At 61.9% G+C, this 24,428-nt stretch carries 20 protein-coding genes; 15 read left to right on the top strand and 5 right to left on the bottom strand.

Annotation, left to right across the window (positions count from 1 at the left end):
* Window positions 1-317 precede the first annotated feature (317 nt).
* The 3 genes from CXX84_RS03605 (at window position 318) to CXX84_RS03595 (ending at window position 3,278) form a co-directional block, all read left to right on the top strand.
* The gene (locus CXX84_RS03605) at window positions 318-1,535 is read left to right on the top strand and encodes a MinD/ParA family protein (protein ID WP_223252940.1); all 1,218 of its coding nucleotides are present in this window, start codon (window positions 318-320) and stop codon (window positions 1,533-1,535) included.
* A gap of 226 nt (window positions 1,536-1,761) precedes the next feature.
* A complete protein-coding gene (locus tag CXX84_RS03600) occupies window positions 1,762-2,523 on the top strand; it encodes an SGNH/GDSL hydrolase family protein (RefSeq protein WP_102975305.1) in 762 nt (253 codons plus the stop codon).
* Complete coding sequence (locus CXX84_RS03595; protein WP_102975304.1) at window positions 2,520-3,278, top strand: GDSL-type esterase/lipase family protein; 759 nt, start codon at window positions 2,520-2,522, stop codon at window positions 3,276-3,278. The genes CXX84_RS03600 and CXX84_RS03595 overlap by 4 nt, the downstream gene beginning before the upstream one ends.
* On the opposite strand, the gene CXX84_RS03590 is transcribed toward CXX84_RS03595, so the two are convergent.
* Together CXX84_RS03590 and CXX84_RS03585 are read right to left on the bottom strand one after the other, a co-directional pair.
* Window positions 3,275-3,547 (bottom strand): SGNH/GDSL hydrolase family protein, encoded by a 273-nt coding sequence (locus CXX84_RS03590; protein WP_102975303.1) that lies wholly within the window; start codon window positions 3,545-3,547, stop codon window positions 3,275-3,277. The two genes, CXX84_RS03595 and CXX84_RS03590, sit on opposite strands and share 4 nt — an antisense overlap.
* 4 nt (window positions 3,548-3,551) lie before the next feature.
* On the bottom strand, window positions 3,552-4,043 hold the full coding sequence (locus CXX84_RS03585; RefSeq protein ID WP_102975302.1) for a hypothetical protein: 492 nt from the start codon (window positions 4,041-4,043) through the stop codon (window positions 3,552-3,554).
* 705 nt (window positions 4,044-4,748) lie between these two features.
* On the opposite strand from CXX84_RS03585, the gene CXX84_RS03580 reads away from it, so the two are divergent.
* Genes CXX84_RS03580 through CXX84_RS03560 form a run of 5 tightly spaced genes read left to right on the top strand, consistent with a single transcriptional unit; the run spans window position 4,749 to window position 11,075 of the window.
* Window positions 4,749-5,627 carry a hypothetical protein gene (locus CXX84_RS03580; RefSeq protein WP_102975301.1) on the top strand — a complete coding sequence of 293 codons (879 nt, stop codon included), beginning with the start codon at window positions 4,749-4,751 and terminating at the stop codon, window positions 5,625-5,627.
* Complete coding sequence (gene pgsB, locus CXX84_RS03575; RefSeq protein WP_102975300.1) at window positions 5,627-6,961, top strand: poly-gamma-glutamate synthase PgsB; 1,335 nt, start codon at window positions 5,627-5,629, stop codon at window positions 6,959-6,961. The genes CXX84_RS03580 and pgsB overlap by 1 nt, the downstream gene beginning before the upstream one ends.
* Window positions 6,954-7,970 (top strand): poly-gamma-glutamate biosynthesis protein PgsC/CapC, encoded by a 1,017-nt coding sequence (locus tag CXX84_RS03570; protein WP_189337476.1) that lies wholly within the window; start codon window positions 6,954-6,956, stop codon window positions 7,968-7,970. The genes pgsB and CXX84_RS03570 overlap by 8 nt, the downstream gene beginning before the upstream one ends.
* Window positions 7,967-10,087 (top strand): CapA family protein, encoded by a 2,121-nt coding sequence (locus tag CXX84_RS03565; protein ID WP_189337475.1) that lies wholly within the window; start codon window positions 7,967-7,969, stop codon window positions 10,085-10,087. Before CXX84_RS03570 ends, CXX84_RS03565 begins: the two co-directional genes overlap by 4 nt.
* A gap of 55 nt (window positions 10,088-10,142) precedes the next feature.
* Window positions 10,143-11,075, top strand: coding sequence for an NlpC/P60 family protein (locus CXX84_RS03560; RefSeq protein ID WP_189337474.1), 933 nt, complete (start codon window positions 10,143-10,145; stop codon window positions 11,073-11,075).
* Window positions 11,076-11,128: 53 nt separating this feature from the next.
* Here the strand turns inward: CXX84_RS03560 and CXX84_RS03555 are convergent, their stop codons facing one another.
* The 3 genes from CXX84_RS03555 to CXX84_RS03545 all read right to left on the bottom strand — a co-directional run bounded on the left by CXX84_RS03555 (window position 11,129) and on the right by CXX84_RS03545 (window position 12,916).
* On the bottom strand, window positions 11,129-11,593 hold the full coding sequence (locus CXX84_RS03555) for an Lrp/AsnC family transcriptional regulator (protein WP_102975370.1): 465 nt from the start codon (window positions 11,591-11,593) through the stop codon (window positions 11,129-11,131).
* A 124-nt stretch (window positions 11,594-11,717) separates the two neighbouring features.
* Entirely contained in the window at window positions 11,718-11,948 is a 231-nt protein-coding gene (locus CXX84_RS03550) for a hypothetical protein (RefSeq protein ID WP_102975296.1), read from the bottom strand.
* Window positions 11,949-12,277: 329 nt separating this feature from the next.
* Window positions 12,278-12,916: an ArsR/SmtB family transcription factor gene (locus CXX84_RS03545; protein ID WP_146031816.1), complete on the bottom strand. Its 639-nt coding sequence runs from the start codon at window positions 12,914-12,916 to the stop codon at window positions 12,278-12,280.
* Window positions 12,917-13,071: 155 nt separating this feature from the next.
* Between CXX84_RS03545 and CXX84_RS03540 the strand changes: the two genes are divergently transcribed.
* From CXX84_RS03540 to CXX84_RS03510, 7 genes are all read left to right on the top strand, one after another.
* Window positions 13,072-13,482: a nuclear transport factor 2 family protein gene (locus CXX84_RS03540; RefSeq protein ID WP_146031815.1), complete on the top strand. Its 411-nt coding sequence runs from the start codon at window positions 13,072-13,074 to the stop codon at window positions 13,480-13,482.
* 186 nt (window positions 13,483-13,668) lie between these two features.
* Complete coding sequence (pdhA, locus tag CXX84_RS03535) at window positions 13,669-14,886, top strand: pyruvate dehydrogenase (acetyl-transferring) E1 component subunit alpha (protein WP_102975293.1); 1,218 nt, start codon at window positions 13,669-13,671, stop codon at window positions 14,884-14,886.
* Window positions 14,883-15,995: an alpha-ketoacid dehydrogenase subunit beta gene (locus CXX84_RS03530; protein WP_102975292.1), complete on the top strand. Its 1,113-nt coding sequence runs from the start codon at window positions 14,883-14,885 to the stop codon at window positions 15,993-15,995. Before pdhA ends, CXX84_RS03530 begins: the two co-directional genes overlap by 4 nt.
* A gap of 2 nt (window positions 15,996-15,997) precedes the next feature.
* A complete protein-coding gene (locus CXX84_RS03525) occupies window positions 15,998-17,518 on the top strand; it encodes a dihydrolipoamide acetyltransferase family protein (protein WP_102975291.1) in 1,521 nt (506 codons plus the stop codon).
* Between the two features lie 695 nt (window positions 17,519-18,213).
* On the top strand, window positions 18,214-19,905 hold the full coding sequence (locus tag CXX84_RS03520) for a glycosyl hydrolase family 28-related protein (protein ID WP_146031814.1): 1,692 nt from the start codon (window positions 18,214-18,216) through the stop codon (window positions 19,903-19,905).
* A gap of 900 nt (window positions 19,906-20,805) precedes the next feature.
* Window positions 20,806-22,185 (top strand): O-antigen polymerase, encoded by a 1,380-nt coding sequence (locus tag CXX84_RS03515; RefSeq protein WP_102975290.1) that lies wholly within the window; start codon window positions 20,806-20,808, stop codon window positions 22,183-22,185.
* A gap of 611 nt (window positions 22,186-22,796) precedes the next feature.
* On the top strand, window positions 22,797-24,209 hold the full coding sequence (locus CXX84_RS03510; protein WP_189337473.1) for a polysaccharide biosynthesis tyrosine autokinase: 1,413 nt from the start codon (window positions 22,797-22,799) through the stop codon (window positions 24,207-24,209).
* Window positions 24,210-24,428 lie beyond the last annotated feature (219 nt).

The raw sequence follows: 24,428 nt of genomic DNA, 5'->3' as shown, positions 1-24,428 counted from the left end.
TAGACATTAACCCGCACAAAGGCCGCCCCAAGTGGCACGGTTATGCCGTTCTGAGCGTCCTCCTGGTCCTCACGGCCGTAGTCGTTGCTGCCGCCCTTGCCCGCATCTGACGTGCCGTAACTGCCACAGCCCCTAGACTTACTGTTTGAATCAGTGCTGCACGAAAGTTTGCCGAACGTCCTGGGGGGACACCAATGCCAGATCCGGCGGATCAGAACGCGCGCGCTCACGCAGAGGATGCAGGGCAGCCGCAGCGGCGCCGTCGCCGTGACCTTCGTCGCGCCGGCGGCGAGCTGACGGATGCCCGGACAGGAATCATGCCAGCTGTAACCCCCAACTCTTCCAACCAGCCCGAGCCGAGTGCGCCCCTGACTCGACGGACCTCATGGGCGGAGGCAGCTGCGGCTGCTGACGCTGCCAAGCCGGCCTCGCAAATCCCTGCACCCAATCGGGTGCCTGCATCCGCGCAACAGGCCGTGGCGGACACCATCACCTCCGTCCCAGGCACTGCGGAAGCCCCGCCGACGCCGGCGGCCGCTACTGCGGAAACTCCCGCCTTCCGCCGGGCCCGGCCCACAGTTGCTGACACCATCGCTGAGAGCCCCATGCCCGACTTCATCAGCTCCCCTGGACTGTTCGTAAAGGAACAGAAACCCCGGCCTGTCGGCGGTATCCGTGGCGCGATCTATAACATGACCGGCGGGGCCTGGAACTTAGGCCCGGGGCAGAAGCAGCGCCAGGAAGAGGAACTCGGCCGTCGCATCTCCCGGCAACTGCAGGGCAGCTACAACACTGCTGTTCTAAGCCTCAAGGGCGGCATCGGCAAGACCTCTACCACCGTGGGCGTGGGCCTGACCCTCGCCGAATACCGCGGGGACGCTCCCTGCGCTATCGATGCCAACCCCGACTCTGGTGACCTGGTGGAGCGCGCTCTGGGCGAGGGAATCTACCAGCAGTCGAGCCCGCGCACCATCTCGGATCTGCTTGAGAATATCGACTCCATCGATTCGCTGACCTCCTTGTCCAGGTATATGCACCACGCCGGCCGGCTTCATCTGATTGCGGGGGAGCAGGACCCTGAAGTCTCGGACTCGCTTACTGCCGAGGAGTACCTGCGGATCCGCAAGCTGATCTCCGCCTACTATTCCGTGGCCCTTACCGATTGCGGCACCGGAGTGACCCACAACGCCATGAAAGGGATTTTGCAGTCCGCCGATAACTTGGTTATCGCCGCAGGCTATGCAGTGAGCGGCGCCAAGCGCGCCCGCAGCACGCTGCAGTGGCTTGCCAGCCACGGGTATGAGGACCTCGCCCGAAACGCCGTTGTGGTGATCACCGATAAGGACGAGGTTTCGTCCCGGGTGGACAAGGACGCGATCGAGGAACATTTGGCGGGCATCTGCCGCGAACTCATCGCTGTCCCGCATGACCGCGGTGTCGCTGATGGTGACCTGGTTACCCTGGACGTCCTGAAGCCTGAGACCCGGCGTGCCTACAAAGAGATTGCCGCAGCCATTGTTGACGGGTACCGGTAGTCCCTTTGGCTAGCCTGCCGTGTACCTGTGATAAGTCGCTAAGGAGCGATTAGTCAGCCGAGAAGATCTGCCGAAGCAATAACCCACTCTGCAAAGCGGCGGGGAAATGTAATTCGAGGGGACGCATACTGCTTGAGTACGCCCAAGGGGAGATAACCGGTCTTATTGGCCCCTGTCTGGCCCGTAGAATGTGGTCAATCATATCTGCTCTTTGGGGGAAAGCTCTATGTCCAGCCGTAGCCGCGAGAAGCGGCTGAAAGTCCTAGGCAACGCCGGTCTTATCGCGCTTGCTGTTGCCACTGCCTGCGCCGTAGCTTTCGCCATAATTGGAACCAGGAGCGACGCGCCGCCTGCACCGGAGAAGGTCCAGGCCTACTATGAGTCCGGTCAAGGGGCAACGACTAAGGCACGTCCCGTCGTTCCTCTGGCGGCGTTCATAGGGGACTCATATGCAGCCGGAGCGGGCGCAACAAACCCGGCCCTGAGATGGCCGGCGCTTCTCACAGCCAAGATGGGGTGGGCGGAGGACAACCTAGCAATCTCCGGGTCTGGATACGTCAATGAACCCAAGCAAGGAGCGTGCGGGAAGCCAGAGTGCCCCGCATACCCGGGAGTCGTCGAAAAGCTCAACCCTGTGACTGACTATGTGATCATTTCGGGTGGACGGAATGACGTTTGGTACAGCCGGGAAGAGATTGAAGCGAACGTAACGGGGCTTGTTATGGCTGTGCGACAGAAACTGCCCGAAGCTCAGGTAATCATTGCCTCGCCCATGTGGGAGAAGGAGCCAATTCCAGCAAACATGCAGAATGTCATTGAAGCTGTGAAGAGCGCAGCCTCCATAAACAACGTCCCGTATCTGGAACTGGGCACACCACTCGAAGAGGGCCCGGATCGTACGGCGCCTGATGGCTATCATCCGAACGTTGCCGGGCACGAAGCTATTGCCGGCAGAGTTGCCGAAGTACTCCCTGCGGTCCTGAAATGATCAAGGGCAAGGATGCCGTTGCGGGCGCCTATGATGAGGGAATGGAACCTGGGGGATCAATGACACACAGCGTGCTGCAGGTAGGGGATAGCCTGTCCAATGGCGATTCGATTGTTATTGGGCATGTTCCGTCAATGGCGTGGGGCGGCTGGCTTGCATTCGCTAACGGATGGTCATTCACCCGGCATTCAGTCACCGGGCGGACCTCTGCGCAGGTAGCTGATGACCTTCTGCCAAGGGCTGGGTTTGGCTTCACTGTCGGTTGCTTCACTGCTGGCGCTAATGATGTCGCTGGCCGAACGTGGGATTCGGCAGTGACCGAGGAGAATCTGCGGGTGATCTGGAAGGGCATGTCAGATCGCTGCGAACACGTGTTGGCTCTGCGACTCCCGGATTCGTACTTCCGGCTCCCCAGCGTTCCCGCATCCGTCTACCGTCGCACTGCTGAAGTGAACCAGATGATGGAGGGCTTCGCGGATGAGTTTGGCGGCTCGCTGGTGAACATCAACGACTTCCGAGGTGCCCGCTATGTTCGACCCGATCAAGTCCACTTCACTTCCGTTGGCGACCTGGCCATAGCCTCACGAGCCGCTGGCATCCTCACAAGGCGAGGACTAACAACCACCGACCCGGCTACCTTGGGACTGGGCGACCCGGTTTCCCCTATCAGCCCAGCCCGCCAGGTGGCATTTGCTACAGGTTTTGCCCGCCAGACTGCCAAGCAGACAGCAAAGCGACTACTAGGCCGCTTCTAGGCGGCGTCGTAGGCTGCCTTCACAGAGTCTTTCCAGACGATCGATCCAGCAGCGTTGGGGTGCATCCCGTCCGCTCGCAGCAGTGCGGTAAGTCCCCGAGCGTCAGCGACGAACGCGCCGTACGTGTCGATTACATCGATGCCTGTTGCTGCTCCTACCGCGATGATCTCCGGGCGCCGCTTGGCGTGCGTCTTCCAGTAAACCGCCGGTGCCTGTTCCGGGTTCTGGGTCATCGCCACGACGGGCACGCCGATGTGGCGGGCCTTCACGGCGTCAATCTATGCCTTGTATTTGGCGTTGAACGCTGGTCCGCTTGTCTGGTTTTCGTTGTGGCTGTCTGAGAGGAAGATCGCCAACGGTGCCACGAGCGGCAGCATTCTTGGGTAGGCGTGTCGCATCGCTCAGGTAGGTGACGTCCGCGCCAGGCTTGGACCCGTTGAACACATCCAGGACCGGGGCGCCGTTCATTGTGCCGGTAAATCCGCCGCCAGAAATGTACGGCAGCAGCCATGCGCAAGGGTTAGGCGGGGTAAGTAGCGGACCCTCGATGCCGTCCCGGACCTGCACCTCGTACACCTGCGAACCGGCGGTGAGTGATTCGCCGCCAAGGTTGCGGGAGCCGAACTCGAACGGCCACGCGGTCGGCTGGAATACGGTGGTAACGCCAGACGTGGTGATGCTCGCGCCAACCTGCGTCCAAGTGTTGCCATCTGCGGATTGGTAGAACTTCACGTCATGGCCAGCTGCGCCGTTGTCGGCGTCCAAGACAGCGCGAAGCCATCCTTCCGCATTGTCTGCGAAGGGTACGGCGTTGCCGAACTTGGTGGCGTTGAACGTTGTTCCATCGCTGGACCTTGTGTTCCCGTCCGCGATGTCCCCACGCCTAGGATGCGCCGCCTACAAGGAAATCGCCACGGCGATTGGGAGGGTACCGGTAGAGCCTCTGCGGTGTGTAGGTTTCCAATGCGTCAGTCGCAGAAATGTTACCCAACTTTTCGCGCACGGAGCGCTGCCAATGGGTTGGCTGGCATTAAGTGTTCCCAGAACCGCCCTGTGTTTTTAGCATGTTCAAAGCTTCTCTCTTCTGCCGAACCAGCACCTGGAGGACCCCGGCTTCGCCAAAAGTCCTGCCCCAGATCCCTCCGCCCTGAATCCAAGTAGTGGGCCCCTAAAAAGACGAGTACTCCACCATTTGTTGGACAAATACCCCGTTCCCTACCCTTATAACAAGCACCCTGAGCTTCTGGTCTCGAAGCGTCTCGAGGGTGCTTGTGTTTGTTTTCACACCCTTCAGGGGATCCCACGGCAAGGAGCTGCTTCCTTATGAACGCCTTCCTTTGCCGTGCCTTCCTGCGGAACATCGGCGTCGCGTGAGCTGGGACGAACTCGCCGTCAGGGGAACCCTTGGACTACTGGTCTTTGCGGTCCTCTTTGCCCTCGCACATTTCCGATGGAACGGACGCACGAAGCATGACACTGGTGAAGACCAACGGGACAGCACGGGCCTGGACTGACAGACCCACACTCCTCCTCCTGCTGGCCGTGCTCACCACGGTGTTCACCTTCATTGCGGTCCTGGACGGCTCACGCCTGGTCTGGGCCGAACTGCTGGTTGTAGCCCTCGTCATTGCCGCATCCTGGCGGGCCGGGGCAGCCGGCGGCATCGTAGTGGGCCTGGCAGGAGCAGCAGGACACATTGCCCTGCACAGCATCGACGGCGGCTGGGGACGCGATGGTGCTGCCTTCTCCGTCGTGGCAGTGTGCGCCTTCATCGTGTACGGGTGGCTGTTCGGCCTCACCGCCGCGTACCTGCGGCGCCACCGGGCGGCCGCAGACCAACCGCCCGCAGCTGCCGGCGCCGGCGCGTCCCAGGGCCTGCTCTCCGCCGCCGAAGGCCGCGCCCTCCTCGACATGGAGGCCGAGCAGGCACGCCTGGCAGGGGACCACCTTGCCCTCGTCACAGTCCAGATGACTGTCCGGGACGGCATTCTGCCGAAGCAGGCAGCCCATGCTTCCCGGGCCGTTGCCCGGACTTTCGAAGCCGCCGCCGCCGGGCGCATGCACCCGGTGCTCCTGGCCGACAACCAGCTGGCCATGGTGATCCCGGGCGGGGACGTGCTCAGCGCGTACCGCTTCGAGCAGGCGGTCCTTGCCTCACTCGCCGAAGCAACCTTCGCGGACCGTTCCGCCGGCACGCGCCCCAAGGCGTCCACCGCACTGGCTGTGGAGAGCGCCGTCGTTGTCCTCACCGAGTCTTCCGCACAAGCCGAGGCCCTCTTCAGCCAGCCTGAGCGGCACCTGGACGACGCCCGCCGTCGTCCCGCCGTTCCCGCCGCGCAAGCCGCGTAATGTCCGCCAGCGAAGTAGGACTGCTGGTCCTCGCCGCCGTCACCGCGGCCCTCATCATCTACTGGAAATACACCGCATCCATGCACCAGCGCAGGTTGGAGCAGCTTGACGTGCGCATCCACGTCAACGGCATCCGCGGCAAATCCTCCGTCACCCGGCTGGTGGCGGGGGTGCTGCGCGAGGGCGGCTTTATCACCGTCGCCAAAACCACCGGCTCGGCCGCGCGGGTCATCGGCACCACCGGCGAAGAAACACCCATCCGCCGGCTCGGTGCCGCCACCATCATCGAACAGGTGGACATCGTCCGGGACCACGTCCGGCACGGCGTGGAGGCCCTGGTGATTGAATGCATGGCCGTCCGGCCCCAGTACCAGCAGTACGCCCAGGACTACATGGTCCGCTCGGACATCACCATCATCACCAACGTCCGCGAAGACCACCAGGAAGAGATGGGCGAGACCCTCGAGGAAATCGCCGATTCCATGGCCCGGACCATACCCACCAACGGCGTCCTGATCACCGCCGAGGACCGGGACGGCATCCGCGAACGCCTCCACCGCACGGCCGAGGGCCGGGGCAGCTCAACGCTTTACGCCGACGCCGGCTCCGTCCGGGACGAGGACATGCGCGGCTTCGGCCACATCGAATTCAAGTCCAACGTCGCCATCGGCCTGGCCGTCGCCAAGTACCTCGGCATCAGCCGCGAAAAAGCCATCACCGGCATGTGGAAAACCGTCCCCGACGTCGGCGTTGTGCGGCTGAAAACCTACGACGTCCTGGGCAAGAAAATCACGTGGGTACCGATGTTCGCCGCCAACGACCGCGAAAGCGTCATCCTCGCCCTGGAACAGCTCAAGCCCACCTGCGACGCCGCGTCCTCGGTCATCGGCATCCTCAACAACCGCCAGGACCGGGGCCGGCGTGCCGAGCTCTTCGGCACGATGGTCCCCAACGACCTGGACGGCTACCTGGACACCGTGGTCACCATGGGCGCGTACGAGGACACGGTCACCGCCATGATGACCGCCGGCGGATTCCCCCGCGAACGCATCCTGAATCTCGGTGATACCGTCCGCCCCAGCCTCGAACAGATGCTCGAGGCCATCGCCGGGCTGGTGGAAGGCGAGCACGGCGTCCTGATCGGCATGGTCAACATCCACACCGAGCAGGCCGAAAAGCTGATCCACTACTTCAGCGAGTGCGACGGCGACGACGGCATCGACGAGCTCGCCGCCTCCCGGGAACCCCACCGGGCGCCGCTCCCCATGCTCCGGCTCCGGGCCGCCCAGCATGCGATTGCCTCTGCGGCGGACGGGAAACGCCGCGTTGCGTGAATACCTGCATTCGCCCGAGCTGATCCGGCTGGCGATTGTGCTGGGTGTGGTGGTCAGCATGATCTTCTACGAGAAAGTCCAGCTGACCACCGGCGGGGCCATCGTCCCGGCATACCTGGCCATCTCCCTGCCGCATCCGCTGCTGATCATTTCCACGCTGGCTGCGGGCATCGCCGCCTGGTGCGTCACCCACGTGTGGCTCCCCAAACGCAAGATCCTGTACGGACGCCGGAAATTCGACGTCGAACTGCTGGTGGGCCTGGGATTCGTGGCGATAGGAACACTGGCGGCGGGATTAACAGGCAGCTACTCGCCCATGCTGCTGTCCCTGTCCGGCATCGGCTTCCTCATACCCGGGATCATCGCCCACGACATGGGCCGGCAGGGACCCAAACGCACCCTGCAGGCCATCGCCGCCACCACCGCCATCCTCGCCCTGATTGTCTACGTCCTCGAGGAAGTCCTCCTGCTCATCCAGGCCGTACCCCAAAGCGACTCCACCCTCCTGGCGTCCGTCCTGGGCTACCCGCGCGAATTCATCATCGTCGGTGTGCTGGCAAGCGTTGCCCTGGGGATGCTCATCTTCGAAAAGCTCGACCTCCGGGCAGGCGGGTTCGTCACCGGCGGCTACCTGGCACTGGTGGGGCCACGCTGGACCGAGCTGGCCTTCGCCTTGGTCAGCGCCGTCATCACGTACGTGATCGTGGTCCACCTGCTGATGCCGCGCCTGCTGCTGTTCGGCCGTCGCAAGCTGGCCACCATGATCCTGGTGGCAGCCTTGGTCACCTGGTCCGGCGAAGTGGCAGTGATGCGCCTGACGGACGAGTCCTTCGTCCCCTGGCGGGGACTGACAGTGGTCACGCTGATGGTTCCGGCGCTCCTTGCCAACGACGCCCAGCGGCAGGGCTGGGAAAAAACCCTCTGGGGCTCAGCACTTGCCGGCGTCGGCGCCTACGGGCTCACCAACCTCGTCGCTGCCGCGGCGGTCCTGCTTGGATGGTTCCAGTGACGCCCGCCTGGCCCGGCCGACGTCGTCCCTCACCTGGGGAAGGCAACGCACCGCGGCGGGGAAGCGGCGCCCTGCCCAAGCTGGCGGCGGCTGCAGTAGTGGCCGTCCTGCTGGGTGCGTCCATCCCGCTGACGGCCCACTTCGCCGGTCTCTCCCCGGCCGAGCCCGCAGCAGCCAGCCCCACGGACTGGGCGGGTGTGGTGGCCGATGAAACCGGCCAGCCCCTCGCCGGCGTAGAGGTGACAACCGCTGCCGGCGATACCGTGCAGACGGGACCGGACGGGAAGTTCCCGGTAGGCACGACGGCGGTGTACACCGCACGGAAGGCCGGTCACCTCAGCCGTGCGGCGGCAGCGAGTGCCGGTGCGCCGCTGCGGCTGATGCTGCGCCGGGAAGAAGGTGCTGTTTCCATGCGCTTCGGCGGGGATGCCATGTTCGGCCGCCGCTTCTATGAGGCTCCCGCTGGTAACCCGCTGCTGAAGACCGGCGCTTCAGTGGAAGACCATACCCGGCTGCTCGTCGGCGTGGCACCGCTCCTGAACGACAGCGATATTGCCGTGGTGAACCTCGAATCCCCGTTGGTCCGGAACCCCTACTTCAGCGACGGCGAGCGGCCGGCGGGCTTCCACCCCACCAAGGACATCGCCTTCGCCAGCGCCCTTGAATCCGCGGAAGCACTCAAACGCTCCGGCGTTGACCTGGTGACGCTGGGAAACAACCACGCTGCGGACGCCCTGGGCCCGGGCATCACCAGCACCATCCAGGCGCTCGACGCTGCCGGTGTCCTGCACACCGGGGCCGGGCTCACCGAGGACGAGGCCTGGAAACCGGCGCTCATCACAGTCCGCGGGCAGTCCTTCGCCTTCATCAGCTGCACCACGGTGGACGGCAAACCCGGCCAGATTCCGTACGTGGCCGGTCCTGATACTCCAGGTGCTGCAGAGTGCGGCATCAAGAGACTGCAGGCGGCAGTCCGCGAGGCGAAAGAATCGGCGGACGTGGTGACGGTGCTGATGCACGGCGACGTGGAATACCAGCGCGTCCAGGCACCGGTAATCCGGAAACTCACCGAAACGGCCAAGGAGGCCGGTGCCCGGGTGGTGGTCAACGGGCACCCGCATGTTGTGGGCGGCCTGGCATCCGGACAGGACGGGATCACGGCCGAAAGCATGGGGAACCTCGTTTTCGACCAGACCCTGTGGTCCACCTTGTTGAGCTACCTGCTGCGTGTCGAGATCACGCCGGACGGCACACCCGTGGCCAGCACCGACGCCCTCTCCCTGCAGGGCTTCCTGCCCGTCCCTGCCGTAGGGGAGCTGGCTGATTCCAGTGCCCGCATCGCGGCCGGAACCGTGCAGGGGTCCGCGCAACTCGGCCCGCAGGGCGCCACCGTGCGTCCCGGCACTGTTGACCCCGGGACGGCGGCCACGCATCCCGTTCCCGCCGGGGTCCACCGGATCACTCCGGGGTGGTGGATGTCCGCCCCCGGGCAGCAGATCCGTGCAGGCCAGGACCTGCTGTGGGGGACCGGCAGCTTTACGGACCAGGATGCGCCCGGGGTGGCCCAGCCCTCGGCACTCTGGACGCTCGGGCAGTACGCCAAGGTATCGCCTGCCGGCGCCTGCGGCGACGGGCTGGGCCTGCAGTTGCTGCGCAGCCCGGTCAGCCTGGAGGACGTCTACGTCAGCACCGCCCACCGCCAGCAGATCACCCCGGGCAGCAGCCTGACCCTCCTGGCCGACGTCCGGGGCGCCTCCGCGGGCGGCAGCATCGAGCTGAGCTGGTACGACGGGAACAAGGGCAAAAGCGTGGGCGGCGTCCAGATACCCATTCCCGAATCCTCGGCCGACACCGCATGCGAACTCGTGCGGATTGACGCCGTGGCTCCGCCGGGCATCACGGCCGCGCAGCCCTTCCTTCGGCTGGCTCCACCCAAGGGCGAGACGCTCTCCTCCAGCCTGTTCGTGGACAACGTGCGGCTCATTGAATGGGCCCCACCGGGAACAGCCGGACGGCTGTACGACTCAGTGGAAGGCGGACCCGGCGTTTCAGCTGAATTCACGCTGGATGCGGCGGCGGGACCCGACGTGCCCGGACCCCTGCAAACAACCCGCTGACCATCCGGCCGCATGTCCGCCGCCTGGTCAGAAGGCGGTTCGGTATGTTCAGGTCATGTTGCACATCTTCGCGCGCCTGGGGGGCGCCCTCGCAGTCCTCGGGCTGCTGATCCCAACAACCACGTCCTTTCCCACCAACCCAGAGGAGTATGTCGTCACCGAAAAAAGCGGAACCAGCCAGGCCGAGGTCTACGACAATGCCGGCGAGTGGATAGCGACTTTCACCTACGGGGCTCAGACCGTGGCGCTCGCCGGACCACAGCGGACCTTCACCGAACCCGGCACCACCGCCGCAGTAGTCAGCTCCATCCACGTCCGCCTGCTGCCGGAACCATTCACTGGCGCCGTTGACCAGCACTGGCTGCGCTCCGCTGTTTCCGATACCTCGCCGGACCTGCTGGACATGGCCATGCAGTATGTTTCCGGAGCACCGGACATCCGGGACGAGGCAGGGCTCCGGATTGCGGGTGATGCCGGCTACGGCGCTTCATCGGCTGACGGCACCCTTCAGGAAGGCGCCGACTTCAACGACTATCTGGGCATCCGGTGGGACTACGCCGGAAAGTCGGATGCCCCGGAAGCCAATGAGCTGAAGGCCCTGGACTGCTCCGGCTACATCAGGATGCTGTTCGGTTACCGGGGCGGTATGGGCATGACCCTCAGTCCGGCGCCCGGCCTCCTGCCGAGGCGCTCCTTCCAGATGCTTGAGAATGCACCAGGAACTCTGGTTCACAAAAGCACAGGCCAGTTAAAAACGTTCGACGGCATTCAGCCGGGCGATCTGGTGTTCTTCGACGCCGAAGCGGACACCGCCGGGCAGATTGACCACGTGGGCATGTTCCTGGGTGCCGATACCGCCGGAAAGAACCGCTTCATTTCCAGCCGCAAGTCTTCGAATGGACCCACCCTGGGCGACGCCGCCGCCCGGTCCATCCTGGACGGCACGGGCTATTACGCAAAGGCTTTGCGGGGAGTCCGACGCCTTTGAGGCATTTGTCTGACTTGCCGCGGGCTGCTTGGCTGGGCCCGCGGCGGGCCAGGCTACCGCGTATCCAGGTCCTCGAACACCAGGAACGTCTGGGTATCCAGCACGCCCGGCATGGACTGCAGCTGGTCGAAGATGACCCTTCGCAGGTCGATGTTGTCTACGGCCCGGACCAGCAGGATCACGTCGAAGTCGCCGCCCACCAGGGCCACGTGGTGGACCTCGGGGATGGCGCCGAGCTGGTCACGGAGTTCGCGCCAGGCGTCCTGCTTCAGCTTCAGCGTTACGTACGCGGAGGACCGGAGGCCTGCCTTGATCGGGTCCACGAGCGCGGTGAACCTGGACAGCACGCCTTCGCCGGTGAGCCGGGCGATCCGGGTGTAGGCATGCGCGCGGGAGATGTGAACGTTCTCCGCCACCTGGGTGACGGACATGCGCCCGTCCCGGGTGAGCTCGGAAATGATTTTGCGGTCAATATCGTCCAACGGGACGGGTTCAGTCCCGGCATCCCTTGCTGCCACGTTGCCCAAGGCCCCCGTCAGTAAGCTGGCTCACTTCTACAATTCGTCTCCCAGTGTAGGGCGGACGAACCAACTTCTGAACGTTCAATGCGAGCGGGGATACAAAACAGGGCAGAAAGCGCCGCTACGAGGACTTGCGGCTATCGGCGTCCTGGAGTTCCGCAGCGTTGCGGATGAACTCTATGTCGCTGGGGGAGAGGGCGCTCTCACCGTGCCGGTCCTGGTCCAGTTGGTCTCCGGTGGCCTTGGAGATCGCTGCCACCACGGACCGGGGAAGGATCATGCACCCGGGGTTGTCCACCAGCCACTGCCGCGTTTCCGGCTCCAGCTGGTCCCACACCATATCAATGCCCACTACAGACCCCACTCTTTGTAATTGTTTTGTGAAGGTGAATGAGCGGTGGAGGGGACCACGCTGTCCCCTCCACGTCCATCGCCGCACCATAAGCCCCCATCAAGGGAAAGTCCCTATCCACATGGTGCGGAGTCTTCCCCCTGTCCGAGCGGAAAAGATGCTTTCAAGCAGTGACAAAAAGACGTTTTCGTCAATTGCGTCCCCATGAGTGTGGTCCTCCCAGGTGGAGAGGTCAAGGGATTTTCCAAACATCCCGAATCATTACCGCTAGAGGCACCGGCGGCCGCCTGCGTCTCCCGGCAGGGGCGGGTGCCCCACGTCCACCGGGATCAGTCTGTATCGGCTTCCGGTCCGCCGCGAAGTTCCTCCAAAGCCGCTTGAAGCAGGGTAAAACCGCGGCTGCGTGCTGTGGCGATCAGCTGTGCCACTGCTGCGTCCGGAGTGCATCCGGTTCGTGCGGCCACCGACTGGGTTGCGTCCGCGATGACCGAACGCGATACCAGTGCCGTGGTTGGGCCCCGGAACTGTTCGGCCCGGAGGTCCGTGGATAACTGTTCTTCCGCGACGGGCAGCAGGGAAGAGACGGCGGCCGCAGTCCGGGCCTCAAGCACGGACCGGGCAGCGGCGAGCAGCTCTGCTACTTCCGGGTAGGCCAGCCGATAGAGGAGCCTGCCCTCGGACCTTCGGCACTGAATGAGGTGCTCCCCGCGCATCTGGGCAAGGTGCCGGGACAAATGCGTGGCCTTCACGCCCGTGCCCTGGCACAACTGCGGGATGGTGCACTCGCCCTTGGAGAGCATCTCCAGGATCTGCGCCCGTGCCGGATGGGCCACGGCCTTGAACACGTCTGAGGCAGCGGACATCGAGGCGCCAGCGCCGCCGTCGGGCTGTTCGCCTGCGAGAACCTGGTAGCCCTCGCTGCCAATGCCATAACTGTCCATGCCTTTTGCTCCCTGTAGGGCCTGCACGCCATTATCCTCCGTAAACCGGTTCCGCGCCCTGAAATGTCGTGATCGGCAGTATTTCCCATCAGCGCCAGTTCGCGCATCTGGCGGCGATTTTTGGCGTCTGTTCAGGAGCGGGAGCCCGGCGTTACGCTTGGTTCCCCGAGTTGTAGGAGGCGATGATGCTCGAAGAGGCGGACCTCCTGCAGGCCCTGCGGCGCCACTGGGAGTACTCAGGCAAGGACGAGGACATCTCCCACGAGATTTACCATGACAACGCCGTGCTCGAGTTCCCGCAGTCCGGCGAACGTTTTGAAGGCGTGGAGAACTTCCGCGAATGGCGGCGGCGGTACCCGGCGCAGCTGAAGTTTCATACCCGCCGCATCACCCACCGTGCCGGCCTGGTGGTGGTGGAGAACATGATTAGTTACGACGGCGCCCCTTGGCTCTTCAGCGTCAACCTCCTGGAATTCAGGGGCGACAGGGTTGCGCACGAGCGGATCTACATCATGGAGGGCTGGGAGGCTGCCGAGTGGCGCACCCCGTGGCGCTCCGACGTGCCGGTAGACCCGCCCCCGCCGGCTCCCTAGCAACCCCCGGCGCCCCGTACCGCCAATTTGTCCACAAGCGCCGTCCGTAACGTGGCTCACACTTGCAGTTCGTCTTCCAGAACTGGGCTAATTGTGCAGCTTCTCCACGATTCCGCAAGATGCTGGATACGAAACCTGCCCTTGGCGGATACTGGGGAGTAATAGTGGCAACAGAAGGACGGAACGATGACGATCTCCGCGAACCACACCGCGCCGGACCAAACCAGCAAGGCACCTACCGAGGACGCCCTCAGCCAAACTGCCACGAAGTTCGGCATCACGGCCGAGGATTACATGCTGCCGGCCCGGCACCAGATCGAGATGGTGGACCCGGACGGCCGGCTCCTCCCTGAAGGCGAGCAGGGCACCGAACCCGGCCACGAATACCCCTTGCCCGGCGATGAGGAACTCCTGGCCGCGTACGAGCAGCTCGTCGTCGGCCGCCGTGTCAATGACCAGAACTCCGCACTCGTCCGGCAGGGCCGGATGGCTGTGTACCCCTCCAGCCATGGCCAGGAAGCCTGCCAGGTGGCGGCCGCCTTGTGCCTCTCCGACGGCGACTGGATGTTCCCCACCTACCGCGACGCCGTCGCCGTGATGACCCGCGGCGTGGACCCCGTCCAGGTGATGACCATCTTCCGCGGCGACTGGCACGGCGGCTTTGATCCGCTCGAGCACAAAGTGGGGATCCAGTGCACGCCGCTGACCACCCAGCTGCTCCACGCCGTCGGCGTTGCCCACGCCGCCAAGCTCCGCGGCGAGGACACCGTGGTGCTGGCCATGTGCGGCGACGGCGCCACCAGCGAAGGCGACTTCCACGAAGCCCTGAACTTCGCCGCCGTCTTCCACCTGCCCGTCATCTTCTTCGTCCAGAACAACAAGTACGCCATCTCGGTGCCGCTGGCGCACCAGTCCGTGGCGCCGTCGCTCGCGCACAAGGCCGTGGGCTACGGCATGGCCGGCGAACGCGTGGACGGCAACGACGTCGTCGCGCTCCTCGCCGTCCTGGACCGCGCCGTGAAGCTCGCCCGGGAAGGCTCCGGCCCCCTGCTCATCGAAGCCAACACCTACCGCATGCAGGCCCACACGAATGCCGACGACGACACCCGCTACCGGGAAAGCTCCGAAGTTGCCGAGTGGCGGGCGAAGGATCCGGTGAACCGGATGCGGACCTACCTGACGGACCGCGGTTTGTTGGACGACGACGGCGAGGCGCGGATCCGCGAGAAGGCGGAAGCAGTTGCCACCCAGCTGCGTGACGGCCTCAGCGAGGACGTTCCCGTGGACCCGCAGGAGCTCTTCCGGCACGTCTTCTCGGCGCCGACTCCGCAGTTGAAGGAACAGTCCGCCCTGCTCGCCGACGAACTCGCCCGCGACGCATCTACCGAGGAGGCCGGCAAATGAGCACCACCATCACCACCTCATCCGAGGCCAACGGCAACGTATCTGCCGCCACTGCTCGGGCCGCCGCGTCCGCCGCCGCTTTGTCCGAGGCATCCGGGCCGCAGCCGGTGACCATGGCCAAGGCGCTCAACACTGCCCTGGCAGACGCGATGCACGCCGATTCCTCCGTCCTGGTGTTCGGCGAGGACGTCGGCTTGCTGGGCGGGGTGTTCCGCATTACTGACGGGCTCACCGCCATCTTCGGCGAGCAGCGCTGCTTCGACACCCCGCTGGCCGAGTCCGGGATTGTGGGCATGGCCGTGGGCATGGCCATGAACGGGATGCGTCCGGTGATCGAGATGCAGTTCGACGCGTTCGCCTACCCGGCGTTCGAGCAGATCATCAGCCACGTGGCCAAGATGCACAACCGGACCCGCGGGGCGGTCAAGCTGCCCATGGTGATCCGGATCCCCTACGGCGGCGGCATCGGGGGAGTGGAGCACCACTGCGACTCCTCCGAGTCCTACTACGCCCACACCGCCGGCCTCAAGGTGTTCACCCCGGCCACCGTGGCGGACGGCTACCGGATGCTCCGCGAGGCCATCGACTCGGACGATCCCGTGGTGTTCATGGAGCCGAAGAAGCTCTACTGGTCCAAGGACCTGGTGGACCTGGCTGAGCTGCGGTCCGCTCACGCTGCCGCTGCCTCGGCGGGCTCTTCTTCGGAGGGGCGTGCCGCCGTCGCCCGTCCCGGCACCGACGCCACCCTGATTGCCTACGGCCCGTCCGTCCCCACCGCTCTCGCCGCCGCCGAGGCCGCCGCGCTGGAAGGGCGCTCACTGGAAGTCATCGACGTGCGGACCATCGTCCCGTTCGACGACGCGACCGTCTGCGAGTCCGTGCGCAAGACCGGCCGGGCCGTGGTGATCGCCGAAGCGCACGGATTCGCGTCCGTGTCCTCCGAGATCGTGGCCCGGGTCCAGGAACGCTGCTTCCACCACCTGGCCGCCCCCATCCGCCGCGTCACCGGGTTCGACATCCCCTACCCGGCCCCGAAGCTTGAGAAGTATTACCTGCCCGGCGTGGACCGCATCCTCGACGCCGTCGACGACCTTCAGTGGGAGAACTGACCATGAGTGAAGCACGCGTGTTTTTATTGCCGGACCTGGGCGAAGGCCTCACCGAAGCGGAGCTGGTGTCCTGGCATGTTGCCGTGGGGGACACGATCACTGTTGACCAGCCGATTGCCGAGGTGGAGACCGCCAAGTCCACGGTGGAGGTGCCTTCTCCCTATGCCGGGATTGTGGCCGAGCTGCACGGGCAGCCGGGGGAGACGCTGGATGTTGGGAAGCCTTTGATTTCGGTGACACCTGTTTCGGTGGGTGCTGGTGCTGCTGCCCCGGTTGCTGAGCCGGCCGAGCCTGAGGTGGAACCCGCCGAAACCGAGCTTGGTGACGCCCCGGCTCCTGTCACCGCCCCTGCCCAGGCCGAGGCGGAAAGCTACCGCGAGGAAGAGAAAGCCGGGTCCGGCAATGTGCTGATCGGGTACGGCACCCCGGGCGGCCATGGCGTTGCCCGGCGGACGCGGGCACGGAAGTCATCTGTTTCCGGCTCTGTCAGCACCCTTCCGTTGGAGGATGGAGCGGCCGACGGCGGTCCGGCGGCGGATGCCGACGTGGACCTTTCGCTCCTCCGCACGCGCGTCCCCGGGAAACTCGGTGCCGTCATCTCACCGCTGGTCCGTCGGATGGCGCGGGAACACGGCGTCGATCTCGGCGACCTGCCCGGTTCCGGCGAGGGCGGGCTGATTATGCGCCGCGACGTGGAGAAGGCCATACATGCTCCGGTGGTTGAGCCCGTTGAAACCCCCAAGGCCCCGGTGGCAGAGCCCGCGATAAGCCCGGAAGCCGCACAGGCTCCGGCGACTGGCGCTGATGCCCGGACCGGTTTGCCCATCGCCGCCCGGACACCGGTCCGCGGAGTGCGCAAAGCCGTTGCGGCCAACATGGCGCGCAGCCGTTCGGAAATTCCGGAGGCGACGGTTTGGGTGGACGTGGACGCCACGGCGCTTCTGGAACTTCGCGAGGGACTCAAGAGCGGAAGCTCCCAGGTGCCCGGGCTGCTCGCGTTCATTGCCCGGTTTGTCACCGCGGGGCTCAAGAAGTACCCGGAGCTGAACACGCGGATCGAAACCGCCGAGGACGGCTCGCAGGAAATCGTCTCGTTCGACGGCGTCAACCTGGGCATCGCGGCCCAGACCGACCGGGGCCTGGTGGTCCCGTCCGTCCGCGCGGCCGAGAAGCTGAGTGCGCGCGAACTGGACGCGGAGATCCGCCGGCTCACCGACGTCGCGCGTCAGGGCAAGGCGACCCCCACCGAACTGGGCAGCGGCACCTTCACGCTGAACAACTACGGGGTGTTCAACGTGGACGGGTCCGCGGCGATCATCAACCACCCTGAGGTGGCCATCCTGGGCGTGGGCCGGATCATCGACAGGCCGTGGGTGGTGAACGGCGGGCTCGCGGTCCGCAAAGTCACCGAGCTGACGCTGACGTTCGACCACCGCGTCTGCGACGGCGGCACGGCAGCCGGCTTCCTCCGCTTCGTGGCCGACGCTATCGAAAACCCGACCAGCCTCCTGGTAGACATCTGAATCCAGCACTCGCAATTGTATTTTGGATTTCGATGACCTACTCAAGGATGCGCCTAAACGTCCACAGGGCCTATTGCTAAAGCTTGATTTCCGCCAACCCGAGCGAGGCGGGAGCTGAACGCCGGCGGGGTAGTTGCGTGCTGTTTTGTCGGATTTCGGTGAAACCCCGTCAGATTTTGAGCTGGGTAACTCCCCGTTTGAGGACGGTGCGGCCCTGTCCGCGAGGACGGATTCGGGCCTTCCCCGGCCGCTGCATGGAACTCTGATCTGCTTGAGGGTGGCGGCCAGCATAGTCGTGTCGTTAATTTGCCGGCCGACAGGACGGCCATGAGCATCCTTCGCTGTCGGTGGCGATGTGAAGCTTGGAAGCCAGACCGCCTCGCGAACATCCCTATGGCATGGTCAGGCAGATCGTGGCCCAGTTTGAAGTAGTTCGTCGGGGCTCGTGAGGCGTAGGGAGAGCTCCACGGCGCTGGTGAAGCCGCACGATGGTGGCCAGTGGGGAAAACAGCGGACCGATTACGGACCCCGCCTCGTCACACTCCAGGATGCGACTACTCATCACCCGCCAACCGCAGCAGGCCCGAAAAGAGGTCTAGCAGCACGTCCTAGCGCCAGGCTTGCCCCTTAGCGTAAACTCTTTGCAGTGGTTATAGAAAAGCGGTAACGGTAATGATGATGAAAAAAAACTGCCCGTGAGACCGAAATTCAAACCTAAGTCATCCGCATATATTAGCGTCGCTCTGCTGATGGTCGTATGCAGCGCCGTGCTGATGGTCTTATGCGCTCCTGCGGTTCGGGGCGATATTAACCAGGATGGAAAAGTTGACGTATTCGATATATCCGTCTTGCCAGGAAAGGGTAAGCTAGCGGCGGGCGTCGATCACAATGCCAAGGTAAAGACACTCGATGTCTCGATTTTACTAGCTCGGTGGGACGCGAATTCGTCCGGGTTGGCCCCTCCTATCTCAATCCCATGGGCCAGCATAAACGTCCAAAATTACGGCGCTAAAGGCGATGGTGCAACTGACGATACAGCAGCTATTCAGCAGGCATTAAATGCCGGGGTAGCGCAGAACCTGCCTGTTTATGTACCGGCAGGGACCTACATTATCGCTGGTAGGCAGGGCGCGTTCGGCGCCATCTTGACTTACCAAAGTAACACCACGTTTTTTGGTGATGGGGAGAAATCTGTCATCAAAGTGATCGACAACCAAGTTGGACGAGGCGACGACTATATGATATTCGCCCCGCCGGCAGCTGGGGCAACAAATAATGTAGTTTTTCGGAACTTTAAATTAGACGGAAATGGTACGAAAAACCTGCAACCTGCCAACGTTCCGATCCTGCATGCCTATGGTGTTTATGTTGATCGGGGCGACAATATCACCATTCAGGACTGCTTTTTTAAAAATTTGCCGGGTCCGAGTGCGATCGTTTTAGGCAATAATACTTCTCCCGCCTCAACTTCTAATGCCAAAGTTATCAACAACCGTTTTCACGGATCAGGGGCAGGTATCTCTGGCAATCGTAATCTGGACGATACATCCACGATTTATGTCCAGGCGGACGGCGGACTCATCAAAGGTAACCGACTCTGGAACGATCGGCCCATTAACCCCAATAGTCCCAACACTGTCGTTGTGACGGCATTGGAAATACATGGGAGTCGCACCTTGGTAGCGGATAACTATATTGAAAACTATACTGCAGGTGCTAATGCCGTCTCAACTGTGATCAACAGTATTGGCAATACTTGGCAAAACAATATTTTTCGTAACCTCTCCAATCTCGGGGTGAATATCTGGGCAAAGGCCCCTTTTACCCATAGCGATCTTACGATTAGGAACAACTCGATACAGATGTACGGAGAATTCGGCTCTGAAATTGCCGGGATCTATCAAGATCATCGTGCTGCATCCACGACTACGGTGGTGAAGAACCTGGCTATCACCGACAATGCGATTTATTTTGATGACACCAGGTCTCGGCCTGCAGTCAATCATGGTATACGCCTGACCGCTGTTAGTGGCGCAAATGTTGCCCGGAATTATATCAAGAATTTTCAAGGTGATGGCATTAATTTTGAGCCTCATCACTCCCTTAGCGTTCCTGTCCAAGATGTGGATATCGCGGATAATACGATTGAAGACGTGGGCCGCACGGCACTTGCTAATCGGCTCTGGGCAATCCATATCAATTGGAATATCGCCGACAGGACCGTTTCGCGCATTAATATTCGCGGGAACCAGATAAAGAAATATACCTCACCCAACATGCAATCGATCCGTATAGAAGGTTCCGGTACGATTCAGGATGTAACCGTAAGTCCGGATAACGTTTTCGAAGGGGACGGAATCTCTGGCGGAATGCCGGCCTTTCGTTAGAATCGAAACCTCACAAATCGTGTTCCAACCGTCGGGGGATAGGCTCGTTGGGAGCCCGCCTTCTTGGTCGGTCAGTGTGGTCAGGCCCGAGTTACACAGGCGTGGGGCCCGGCGCCGCTGATTGGGGGTTGCTGGTCGAGGATGACTCGTTCTTCTTGTGGCAGGCGGGTTGCGCCAGTGGCACGAGAGCTTGGGCCTGGGTGAGCGGCTGCTGGCCGGTGGGTTGCCCATGAAGGGGCCCGCCTGGAAGCTCCCGAGGAGTTCGCGACGACTGAGACCGAGAAGTTTGAGCCCGCTTGTCAGGCCGGAACGCAACGAGGGCCTCGTAACATGTCCGTTCTAATTGCGTGGGGCGAGAGCCAGGAATCAGTGATCATGTCCGGTTCCGGTTTCAGTCCTCCTGCTTTAGGGGCCCAAGCCGGATCGACACCGCCAACTACGAGCGGCCAGCCGGATTCGGCATCGCCTGATCATCACCGAAACTTTTGATTAGACTCTGAGGCCACGCCGCCAGGCGTGTTCTAATGGCGAAGGGTCCGTATAAATGCCGAGCGGTGTCTTGCTCGTGGTGGGTGCCGATGAACGTACGCGTCGATGTCAACCGTCGCAATGAGCCGCCAGTTCGGAGGGTGTTGGGCTGGGTGGTAGACAGGCTAGAGGGTGCAGGTTCGACGCGAAGTTACTACGATTATCGTCCTGAAGAGATTGACTACGGAAGCGACGCAAGTCAACACTGCTGGCTGAAGGTTGGCGTGCTACAGATCATTGTTAGGAAATCTTCAGCCCATGGAAACGCGTAACTTTTTATGGGGAACTGTCCGAGGGGTTCCTCGGTGCATGGCGTCAGTGCGGATGGTCTTATGCAAGCGGAATGTGAGACTCGACAGTTAGGGACGGCACATGTCTAATACTCTATGGTCGCTGGCTGTTATAGCAGTACTCGCCGGGTTTATCGTGCTCGGACGCCTTATAAACCGCGATGGAAGTCGCGTAATGCTCTGGCATAATGTGGTCTGGATTTTTGTTCTGGCATTACTTGCAACCAACCTAATGGCCTATTATGAGGCGAGTGCGACTTCTTGGTTGGTGCTTATTGTAGGCCTGGTTGCTTTTAATATAGCTGCGCTTTTGGCCTTTTCCTTGAGTGACGATAGCAAGCATTCGATTCTCGTTCCCGAGACTGTCGCCCCTGTTATATCCCGCTCATTTCTTTACGCGGCAACTGCCATCTACTTCGCTGCGTTTGCTGTTTATCTCAATGTTATTTCCAATACTTATGGGTTAGACGTTCTCGTCTCAGATCCCGGAAGTATTAGGGCGCTCCCCCTGGATGGGGAAAGTTATCTTTCTAAAACACCACTATTGGCACGACTTGGATTGAACCTAGGTCCTGTACTTCTGGTGATATATGCTGTGCGAAGTGCCGTTCCCATTCCACTGAACATATGGTTCCGTGTAGCTATGCTTGCTGCAATTTCGATATCTATGATAGCCATGCTTCAGAGGACGAACTTCTTCATAGCGGTCCTGTGGTATCTAGCCTACTTATTGTCTCAGCGCTCCGCGCGACATGGGCAGACCAGCGGCAATGCTCTTGCAGCCTCGAGGAGCAACCGTCAAGTGCGTAACCCTAAGGCCCTGTTAGGGTTTATTCTGGGGCCGCTGGCTCTTTTTGGATCTTTTCAGTTCCTCGGTAACGCGTTGGGAAAAGCAGGCAACCAAGACATATACTCGGGTCGAGTTAACGATGTTCTTGTATCTTCCGGTTTAGCAGATATTTTTAGCTATGCGACTGGCGGAATTCCCGCTTTCCTTCAGCTTGTTGAATCCGAAAACTTTCGAAGGCCTCCGGAAACTCCACCAGGGACGTTACTGATCGGGGACTACAACCCGCAGACGTATGGGACGGCCAGTTTGGGACCAATTGCAGAGCTGATTCCCGGTGTCCCGACGTGGGATCCTATAGCCCCATTTATCGATGTCGGCTTCCTTACGAATGTCTTCACTTGGTATGAACTGCCTTTTCGTGACTTTCGCTTATTGGGCGTCTTTGTTTATGCAGCATTATTGGGCTTTGGTCTGACTTGGATGTTCATTCGCCGGTTCAAGTCTCCAACCATATTCTGGGTACAGTCTGCCCTCTTTTCAACCGTGTTCCTTTCCGTATTTATCGCTAAGACAAGCACCGTGATTTTCTGGACGGGTATCATCTTTGTCGTCTTGACTTCGCAATCACTAAAACGAAAAGCTGTAAATGCAAATAGTAAGACCTTTGAATAGGTGAAAGTGATCAACCGCGACCGCCGTCCGTGGAAGCCACATCCGCAACGCCTTCCTTAAGGCCGCGAGGGGGTCGATTGTGACCGGCTTGCGCAGCCAGGCGCCATTCCAGGGACGGTCGAATCCAGGGCTCGAACCGGGTCCACCCTTCGTTATGGGTATTGGTAGTACGGACCGGAACAGGCGCTCACCAATGCCCAACATCGGCGGGCTCAGCGCACCCATGTCCGGCAACGGCAGCAGACATGCTTCGGTCACCGCTGCCCGGACCATACTCCACGAATCAGCGAAGCCGGCGGCCCTCTCCGACACGGCCCTGCCGGAGCAGATGAGGGCGTGCACGAGCAGATGAGGGCGTGCACGAGGTGGTAACGGAGCTGGCTGTTTCCTAAGTTAGCAGCGCCCGAGGCACAGGGCACAACGACAAGTCTTGGTTTGGTCCGGTACTGACGGCTCATGACCGACCTTTGTGCCGGGCATCTATGCCAACCGAAAATTTGCCACAAGATGTGATTTGGGATGGCTTAGGACTAACTGTCCAAGGCCGTCGTGGGTATCCTTACCGTGCAGCATGTTTCAAGCGGAGTCGGCGTGTCGCGAGCCTCCGAAACGTGATCGAAACCTGGCAGACAAGGCTAGAAACCATGGACCTAAGAGACTTTATCCGTGTTGTACGGCTACGGTGGTTGGCCATCGTGGCCATTATCGTCATCGGGTTGGCGCTAGCCTCGGCATACACGTTCCTGCAAACCCCTTTGTATAAGGCGGAGAGTCAGCTTTTCGTTTCGGTGAAGGCGGGCGATTCAGCGCTGGACGTGTCCCAAGGCAACGCATTCGCGGAAAAGCGTGTCCTGTCTTATGTGAGTTTGGCAACGAGCGTAAGGGTTCTTGATGCGGTTGCTCGGGAATTGGATTTGAGCGGTGGAGCGGAAGCACTTGTGGAGAAGGTTACGGCTACTACGCCTTCGCAGACCGTTCTTATCGAGATTGCTGCCACTGATCCTGATCCGGCGCTGGCTGCCAGGATCGCAAATTCGGGTGCTGAGCAACTGATAAGGGCTGTTAACGAAGTTGAAGATGTGGACGTTGTTCGCCTGAGCGTTTTTCAGGAAGCCGCCGTCCCGGATGCGCCGTCCTCCCCGAGAGTGCGGCTAAACCTTGCGCTCGGAATTTTTCTGGGACTCCTTGTTGGATTCGGTTACGTACTTCTTCGCCAGGTGCTTGACACTGGAATTCGAACACAAGCGGATGTAGGGCGTGCCGTCAAAGCAGGTATTCTCGGTACTTTTACCTTTGATGCAAGCGTGAAAGATGAGCCCGTGATCGTTCAGGGAGACGTTTTCAGCCCTAGGGCAGAAGGTTTTCGTCAGCTACGGACGAATCTGCGTTTCACGCATGTTGCAGGGGGAGCGCAGACGGTGGTTGTGTCCTCGTCGGTCCCGGGGGAGGGCAAGACCCTGATAGCAACGAATTTGGCGATCATGTTGGCCGAAAGTGGTACGCGCGTGCTTTTGGTCGACGCTGACCTGCGCCGCCCGCGGGTTGCGGAGTACCTTGGGCTGGACGGTTCCGTAGGGCTGTCGGGTGTGCTGTCGCATTCCGTGACACTAGAAGACGCTATTCAAAAATGGGGACCGGATGGCGCGCTGCATGTTCTTCCTTCGGGAAGCACGGTTTCAAACCCAAGTGAACTTCTGGGCTCGCCCAACATGGAAAAGCTGATCGCTCGGACTGAGACCGCTTACGAGGTTGTGGTGATAGACACACCACCGCTGTTGCCGGTTACGGACCCGGCAATCCTAGGTGCAAAGGCCAGCGGGGTTGTACTTGTCGTCAGTGCTGACGGCCGGACAACCCGCGGTGACGTATCCCAAGCTGTTGTAAATCTGGAGGCGGTTGGTGCCCAGTTGCTCGGCGTGGTGGTGAACCAAATCGATAAGGCCGCCGTTAGTAAGTCGCATTACGCCTATGCCCGGGAGTCCGGGGGATTTGGCAAGAATCCTAAAACAGGCGGGAGGATGTAGCGTGTGTTGCACGCAGCCATCGGTCCGAAGCGAAGACAGCAGCGCGGTGACCCACCCGGCCGTCAATCGGTCGGTCCACCAGTAGTGGTACAGGGTGTGGTGCGGGTTCCTGAAGGGGTTGCTGGGGAGCGCTACGAGGACCGCAACTGGCACCCGTGCACGAGCCCGGGTGGGAGCTGTCGGAGCATCCGGAATGCCTCGAGCCGCCCCGCTGACTTT

The sequence above is a fragment of the Arthrobacter sp. AFG7.2 genome, assembly GCF_002892835.1.
Taxonomy (GTDB): Bacteria; Actinomycetota; Actinomycetes; order Actinomycetales; family Micrococcaceae; genus Arthrobacter.
The sequence above is the reverse complement of the archived record's forward strand: the minus strand, read 5'-3'. Positions and strand labels throughout refer to the sequence as shown.

Coding starts and splice junctions, on each gene's coding strand:
- CXX84_RS03595 (WP_102975304.1), top strand. CDS start 2,520: ATGATCAAGGGCAAGGATGCCGTTGCGGGCGCCTATGATGAGGGAATG.
- CXX84_RS03600 (WP_102975305.1), top strand. CDS start 1,762: ATGTCCAGCCGTAGCCGCGAGAAGCGGCTGAAAGTCCTAGGCAACGCC.
- CXX84_RS03530 (WP_102975292.1), top strand. CDS start 14,883: ATGAGCACCACCATCACCACCTCATCCGAGGCCAACGGCAACGTATCT.
- CXX84_RS03580 (WP_102975301.1), top strand. CDS start 4,749: ATGACACTGGTGAAGACCAACGGGACAGCACGGGCCTGGACTGACAGA.
- pgsB (WP_102975300.1), top strand. CDS start 5,627: ATGTCCGCCAGCGAAGTAGGACTGCTGGTCCTCGCCGCCGTCACCGCG.
- CXX84_RS03540 (WP_146031815.1), top strand. CDS start 13,072: ATGATGCTCGAAGAGGCGGACCTCCTGCAGGCCCTGCGGCGCCACTGG.
- CXX84_RS03515 (WP_102975290.1), top strand. CDS start 20,806: ATGTCTAATACTCTATGGTCGCTGGCTGTTATAGCAGTACTCGCCGGG.
- pdhA (WP_102975293.1), top strand. CDS start 13,669: ATGACGATCTCCGCGAACCACACCGCGCCGGACCAAACCAGCAAGGCA.
- CXX84_RS03560 (WP_189337474.1), top strand. CDS start 10,143: ATGTTGCACATCTTCGCGCGCCTGGGGGGCGCCCTCGCAGTCCTCGGG.
- CXX84_RS03525 (WP_102975291.1), top strand. CDS start 15,998: ATGAGTGAAGCACGCGTGTTTTTATTGCCGGACCTGGGCGAAGGCCTC.
- CXX84_RS03605 (WP_223252940.1), top strand. CDS start 318: ATGCCAGCTGTAACCCCCAACTCTTCCAACCAGCCCGAGCCGAGTGCG.